We start from the raw sequence: 6,480 nt of genomic DNA, 5'->3' as shown, positions 1-6,480 counted from the left end.
TGGCGAGGTCTACCGGCGCCGTGGTGTCGAGCAAGGTGGTGTCATCACGGGCATCAGCACGGTTGCCCGCGGCATCTGTGACACTGGCCTCGACGGTCAGGTTGCCATCCGCCAGACCACCCAGGTCCGCGGTGGTGCTGTAGTTGCCATTGGCATCGGTGACGGCGGTGACGGTCACCTTGTCGCCATTGGCATCCGTGATGGTCAGGGTCACTGTGCGACCCGGGCCGACATCGGAGGTGCCGCTGATGGGCGCGTTGCCCACATTGTCACCGTTCACGTCATCCAGGCTCACCGTGATGTTGGCGGTGGTGTCCACGCTGCCATCATCGGCGGCGGTGCCGGTATTGCCGGCAGGATCGGTCACGCTGGCAGTCACCTCATAACCGCCATCCGGCAGGGGGGTGACCACATTAGAGCTGTAAGACCCATCCGGCTGAACTGTGGCCGTCAGGGTCTGCTGGTTGCCATTGGCATCGGTCACCACCAGGGTCACAGTGCTGCCAGGGGTGGCATTTGTGGTGCCCGTGATGGTCGGGGTGCTGTCGTTGGTGTTGTCCGGCGCAGTCACAGTGACAGAAGGCGCCGTGCTGTCCACGCTACCATCGTCGGTGGCGGTGCCGGTATTGCCGGCAGGATCGGTCACGCTGGCGGTCACGTCATAGCCGCCGTCCGGCAGAGGAGTCTGCACATCCACGCTGAAGCTGCCATCCAGATTGACAGTGGTGATCAGGGTCTGCTGGTTGCCGTTGGCATCGGTCACCACCAGGGTCACTGTGCTGCCGGGAGCGGCATCCGTGGTCCCGGTGAGGGTCGGGGTGCTGTCGTTGATGTTGTCCGGCGCGGACACAGTGATGGTGGGTGCGGTGAGATCGAGGAGCTCATCCTCGTCATCCTGCGCTTCGGCCAGCGGAGCGGCATCATCCGGATTGGCGGAATCAAAGCCGGCGGTGGAGATGGTGGCATCACCGGTTCTGTCGATGGTGATGAAGCCACCGTTGCCGCTGGCACCAGCAACGCCGCCTACGTTGCCCGCAGCGGGTGCCCCGCCCGCCGCCGACGCTTCAAATGCCTGGGTCGGGTCTGTCCCCGCCAGAATCGCCTGCTGCAGGGCGGCGATGTCGTCAGGTACATCCCCCTGTGCCAACTGGGACTCTTCAGACTCGGGAGTGTTGCTCGGGCTCAGGGTAAAGGTGGTCTCCCCCCCCTGGAAGCTGGCCCCTTCAGGAGCGAGCAATACTGCATCCTTGGGCAGCACATCACCTTCAGAAAGAAGCGTCTGGCTCCCGTCAGCGGCAACCAGGTAGACTTTGCCTTGCAATTGGGTAACGACGACATCCTGATCCAGTACGATGCTCTTGCTGCTCAATGGTTTCTCCTGAAATATCAATGGGCATAGATTTCCAGCCTCCAATGTGCCCGTTAGTCCGACCAGATACCAGTGAGAAAAATCGAACGAACAGACCGAAATGAGGCTTGGATTCGCGCCGAAAACGAAGGGTGTTTGAAGGGTAATAAAATTAGTTAAATCAATAGCATCAAAAATGACAGAACGAAGATGGGAGCCTTTTTGGCTCCCATTTCACGTCGATTCAGGCCCCGGCCCAGAGCAGGATGGCCAGCAGCTGGGGAGAGATGATCCGCAGGAACATCACCAGGGGGTAGACGGTCGCGTATGACAGGGCGCTGGCGCCACTGGTGGGGTGCATGCCGTTGGCGAAGGCCAGGGCGGGAGGATCCGTCATGGAGCCGGCCAGCAGGCCGCACAGGGTGAGATAATTGACCTTGCCATAGTGGCGCGCCAGCACCCCGACCACCAGCAGCGGGATCAGGGTGATGGCCACGCCATACATCATCCAGGCGGGACCATCCCCGTTGATCAGGGTGTCGATGAAACCGGCCCCTGACTTGAACCCCACCACCGCCAGAAACAGCACTATGCCTATCTCCCGCAGCGCCAGGTTGGCGCTCGGCGGCATGAACCAGTAGAGCTTGCCGATGCTGCCGATGCGCGACAGTATGAGGGCCACCACCAGGGGGCCGCCCGCCAGACCCAGCTTGAGGGCCGCCGGGAATCCCGGCAGATAGAAGGGAATGGAGCCGAGCAATACACCCAATCCGATGCCGATGAAGACCGGCAGCATCTGCACCTGCTGCAGTTTTTGCTGGACGTTGCCGACCACGCTGGTCACGGCTTCGATGGCATCGAGCCGCCCCACCAGGTTCAGGATGTCGCCAAACTGCAGGCTGGTCTGGCTGGTCGGGACCAGCTCGATGCCGGCCCGGTTGAGGCGCGAGATGACCACATCATATTTCTGCTTGATGTCGAGATCCCGGATCCGCTTGCCGAGCACCTGCTCATTGGTGACCACCACCCGCTCGACCCGCAGATCCGTGCCCCGGGTAGAGAGGGAGGTATCCACCTCCTCCCCGAGTACCAGCAGCACCTTGTGCAGGGCATGGCGCTCCCCCACCAGGTGCAGCAGATCGCCGAGCTCGATGCGAGAGTCGGGCTTGGGCACCATCAGTTCGTCACCCCGCTTGAGGCGGGAACAGATGACATCGGCCTCGTCCAGGCTCGGGATCTCGCCAAGCATCAGGCCGTGCATGTTGGGGTTGCGCACCGCGATATTGATGGTTTGCAGGCTCTCCTTGGTTTTGCCCGCCTGTTGCTCGAACGCGGCTGCTTCTTCGTCGATCTTGACGTTAAAGAACATGCGAATGAGCCACATGGTGAGCAGGATGCCGCAGATCCCGAACGGGTAGGCAACCGCATAGCCCATCCCCATCAGGCCGGTGGAGCCCGGATCCGCCCCAAGTTCGGCCAGGATCTGCTGGCCCGCCCCCAGCGAAGGGGTGTTGGTCACGGCACCGGAGAAGACCCCGAGGATCACCGGCAGCGGCACGTCGAACAGCTGGTGCAGCGCCGCGGCCACCACACAGCCGAGCAGCACCAGCAGGGCGGCGAAGCCATTGAGCTTGAGCCCCGAGCTGCGCAGGGAAGAGAAGAAGCCGGGACCGACCTGGATGCCTATGGTGTAGACGAACAGGATCAGACCAAATTCTTGAATGAAATGAAGTGTTTGCTCATCCAGCTTCAGGCCGGAGAGCCCGGCAAAATGACCCACTATGATGCCGCCGAACAGCACACCGCCAATTCCCAAACCAACGCCATAGACTCGCCAGTTTCCCAGCCAGAGTCCCAGCACCGCCACCAGCGACAACATGCTGATGGAAAGCGCGATCTCACTCATTTTTGCATCCTTTCCAAGCTGAACTGACCCTAGCTTGTCAGCAAACGAAGGGGGCAACTGTGGGATGCCGCACGAATTCAGGCTTTGATGGGTGCAAAAATACCAATTAAGGGCTAGTCAGGCGACATAGCCATAGATGGCCACAAAGTGACAGAGGCTCCCCCCCAGCACGAACAGATGCCAGATGGCGTGGTTGTAAGGGATCTGCCTGGCCATGTAGAAGATGGTGCCTAGGCTGTAGATGAGCCCACCCAGTCCCAGCAGCAGGAGCCCGGTGCCATCCAGATGGAGGTAGAGCTGATAGACGACCACCAGGGACAACCAGCCCAGCATCAGATAGGTGAAGAGTGACAGGCGCTTGAAGCGGTTGATGAACAAGAGCTTGAACACCACCCCGGCCAGGGCCAGCCCCCAGATCACCACCATCAAGCCCTGCGCCAGCGGGGTATCGAGCGCCACCAGCAGGAAGGGGGTGTAGGTGCCAGCGATCAGCAGGTAGATGGCGCAGTGATCAAGCAGCTTGCACCGGCGCCTGGCCACCGCCGATCCCATGCTGTGGTAGAGGGTCGAGGCGAGATAGAGCAGCACCAGGCTGGTGCCGTAGAGGCCGTAGCTCAGCAACGCCTGGGGGCCCTGATCCCAGCCCTTGTGCAGCAGCAGGATCAGGCCGATGATCCCCAGCAGCAGCCCCAGCCCGTGGCTGAGACGATTGGCCCACTCTTCCCGTGGGGAATACCCCGTCACATCTGTCATCACTACCTCCAGCCAAGATCCGATCCACTCTAGCGGCCGACGTTTCAGGCTACAAGTGTTAGCTCAAAATAAAAGAGGTCTGCCCAGGGGGAGTCTCGGCGTCAGGAGGTGGCTGTTCCCCCCGCCCCTTTGGTGTATGCTCTGCGGCCGACGCCACCCGCGCAGATGGCCGTGTCTGTCCGGCACGGCGCGCGCCCGGTACTTTCTGCCCGACAGGCTGGTCTGGAGAACCTGATGAAGCTGACTGAACTGTTTACACAACCGGATCCTGACTTCGGCCAGGCCATGACGGCCCTGCTGGAGGCCTTCCATCACTCGGATGACAGTCAGGCCCCCTATCAGCGCGACAGTTTCGTCCATCAGCTCGATCAGTCCCGCATGCCCGCTAGCGGCATAAGCACGACTGAGTACCTCACGCGCCTCGCAGCCCTGGTGCCCGGCGCCTCCCATCTCACTTCTCCCCATTACATGGGGCACATGACGGCGCCCTTGCCGGCCTTCACCGCCGAGCTCTCCCGGCTGCTGGTGATGCTCAACCAGAATCCGATGAAGATGGAGTCCTCCCGCCTGCTCAGCTTTCTGGAGCGGGAGGTGTTGGCCAAGCTGCACCGCCTCGTCTATCGGGAGAACGACGACTTTTACGAGGCGCAGATGCATGCCAAGGATGCAGCCCTCGGCGTCATGACCAGCGGTGGCACCATAGCCAACGTCACCGCCCTCTGGCTGGCCCGCAACCGGGCCTGTGGCGACGATCTGTTTTCCCTCTACGAGCAGGGCTACCGGGGCGCCGTGATCCTGGGGTCCCGGCTGATGCACTACTCCTTCGACAAGGGGATGGATCTGCTGGGGCTGGGGGCTTGCCGCGTCTGGCGCCTCGAGACGGATGCCGACAACCGGCTCTGCCTCTCGGCCCTCGAGCGCGCACTGGTTCAATGCCGGGAGCAGAAGCTCAAGGTACTGGCCCTGGTGGGGGTCGCCGGCAGCACGGACTTCGGTTCAATAGATCCCCTGCCCGAACTCGCGGCCATCGCCCGACGCGAGCAGATCCACTTTCACGTGGATGCCGCCTGGGGTGGCCCGACCCTGTTCTCCCCCCGCTATCAGGGCCTGCTGGACGGCATAGCGCAGGCCGATACCGTGACCCTGGATGGCCACAAGCAGTTGCTGGTACCGCTCGGCACCGGCATGCTGCTCTGCCGCCAGCCGGACCTGATGATGACGGTGAAGCGGGAGGCCCCCTACGCCATCCGCGCCAGTTCGTTCGATCAGGGTCGCTTCACCCTGGAGGGCACCCGCCCCGCCAACGCGCTCTATCTGGATGCCGCCTTCCAGTTGCTGGGCCAGCAGGGCTATGCCCAGCTTATCGACGCCAATTACGACAGGGCGCGGCGGATGGCGGAGCTCATCGATGCCCACCCCGCCTTCGAGCTGATGTCGGCCCCCGTGATGAACCTGCTCTCCTATCGCTGCATTCCGCCCCATCTGCAGGGCAAGGCCCTGGACGAGGCGGCCAACGAGCAGATCAACGCCTTCAACGTGGCGCTGCAAAAGGCGCAGCGCGCCGAGGGGCACAGCTTCGTCTCCCGCACTCAGCGGGCGGTGAGTCGCTACGGCACACAGCCGCTCACCCTGCTGCGCGCCGTCCTGCTCAATCCCCTCATCGAGGAGCGCCATATCCGCGGCTTGCTGGATGACCAGCTGCGGCTCGGCAGCCTGATTGCCAGCCAGCTATTCGACCAGGCAGAGCAACCAGGATCTGTGGCATAGGGCAGCAAGTGCCATCCTTACCCCCAGGGATGGCGACCCCGCAGCGGGGAACTGCATACTAAATGAACGGTCTTATTCATTTGCCGTTGCCTAACGGGCAGGTACACTGAGTGAAATTTTGAGGTTAGAGCCCAGCATGAAGCAGTTTATTGAATTTATTCCCCTGATCGTCTTCTTCGCGGTCTACAAGTTTTACGACATCTACACCGCCACCGGCGCCCTGGTGGTCGTCACCGGCCTTCAGCTGCTCTACAGCTGGGTGCTCTATCGCAAGGTCGAGAAGATGCAGCTGTTTACCTTCCTGCTGGTCGGTTTCTTCGGCGGCCTCACCGTCTTCTTCCACGACGATACCTTCATCAAGTGGAAGGTGACCGTCATCAATGCACTCTTTGCCCTGGCCCTGCTCATCAGCCGCTACGGCTTTGGCAAGAATCTCATCAAGCAGATGCTGGCCAAGGAGCTGCAGGCCCCCGACCGCGTCTGGGACAACGTCAATCTCGGCTGGGTCGGCTTCTTCGCCGCCTGCGGCCTGCTCAACCTCTATGTGGCCTTCAACCTCTCCCAGGAGATGTGGGTCAACTTCAAGGTCTTCGGCCTGCTGGGCATGACGCTGGTGTTCACCCTGCTGAGCGGCGTCTACCTCTATCGCCACATGCCTGCCGAGCAGAAAGCAGAACAGAAAAAATAACCGCAATCAGAAAAGGAT

5 protein-coding genes are annotated in these 6,480 nt (G+C 61.7%); 2 read left to right on the top strand and 3 right to left on the bottom strand.

All coding sequences use genetic code 11. The annotated features are described in order from the left end of the window. The 3 genes from BN1127_RS08030 to trhA all read right to left on the bottom strand — a co-directional run. On the bottom strand, window positions 1-1,369 hold a 1,369-nt coding region (locus BN1127_RS08030), incomplete at its 3' end, for a retention module-containing protein (protein WP_156139756.1). A 223-nt stretch (window positions 1,370-1,592) separates the two neighbouring features. Next, window positions 1,593-3,254: a putative transporter gene (locus BN1127_RS08025; protein WP_042649094.1), complete on the bottom strand. Its 1,662-nt coding sequence runs from the start codon at window positions 3,252-3,254 to the stop codon at window positions 1,593-1,595. Window positions 3,255-3,371: 117 nt separating this feature from the next. Continuing rightward, complete coding sequence (gene trhA, locus BN1127_RS08020; RefSeq protein ID WP_042649093.1) at window positions 3,372-4,007, bottom strand: PAQR family membrane homeostasis protein TrhA; 636 nt, start codon at window positions 4,005-4,007, stop codon at window positions 3,372-3,374. A 234-nt stretch (window positions 4,008-4,241) separates the two neighbouring features. On the opposite strand from trhA, the gene BN1127_RS08015 reads away from it, so the two are divergent. Continuing rightward, the gene (locus BN1127_RS08015; protein WP_042649092.1) at window positions 4,242-5,774 is read left to right on the top strand and encodes an aminotransferase class V-fold PLP-dependent enzyme; all 1,533 of its coding nucleotides are present in this window, start codon (window positions 4,242-4,244) and stop codon (window positions 5,772-5,774) included. Between the two features lie 136 nt (window positions 5,775-5,910). Beyond that, window positions 5,911-6,462, top strand: a complete 552-nt coding sequence (locus BN1127_RS08010; RefSeq protein WP_042649091.1) for a septation protein A — start codon at window positions 5,911-5,913, stop codon at window positions 6,460-6,462. The last annotated feature ends 18 nt before the right edge of the window (window positions 6,463-6,480 follow it).

The sequence above is a fragment of the Aeromonas media genome (assembly GCF_000819985.1).
GTDB classification, from domain to species: Bacteria; Pseudomonadota; Gammaproteobacteria; order Enterobacterales; family Aeromonadaceae; genus Aeromonas; species Aeromonas media.
The sequence above is the reverse complement of the archived record's forward strand: the minus strand, read 5'-3'. Positions and strand labels throughout refer to the sequence as shown.